Annotated in this window: 1 pseudogene; it reads right to left on the bottom strand. The window is 72.2% G+C overall.

Going from position 1 to position 288, the window contains the following annotated elements:
* Positions 1-288 (bottom strand): annotated as a pseudogene (locus ACG0Z3_RS23325) (hypothetical protein); the annotation flags it as partial.

Here is a 288-nt window from a genome sequence, read left to right as displayed (position 1 = left end):
AAACATGTCGGGCAGCACCGACCAGCTGGCCGGCTCGCGCGGGGTGGCCGCGGCGCCAGCCTCGGACCCAGCCTTCAGCGGCTCGGTGGGTGGCCGCTGCAGCAGTCGTTCGGCGTCCTTCAGTCCGCCATCCAGCCAGAGCAGCAGCGCCGTGGCCGGCAGCATGACGGGCATGCGCGGCGCCTGGCCGGGCAGGGCCAGGTGGCGGAACAGCTCATGGCCGTCGGCGGTCTGTGTCAGCACGCTGAAGGACAGCACCGTTTCGCCCGCCGGGCCCGTCCATTCGTT

The sequence above is a fragment of the Pelomonas margarita genome (assembly GCF_043555875.1).
Classification (GTDB): domain Bacteria; phylum Pseudomonadota; class Gammaproteobacteria; order Burkholderiales; family Burkholderiaceae_C; genus Pelomonas; species Pelomonas margarita.
Note: the sequence above shows the minus strand (reverse complement) of the source record. Positions and strands in the feature narration are given on the sequence as shown.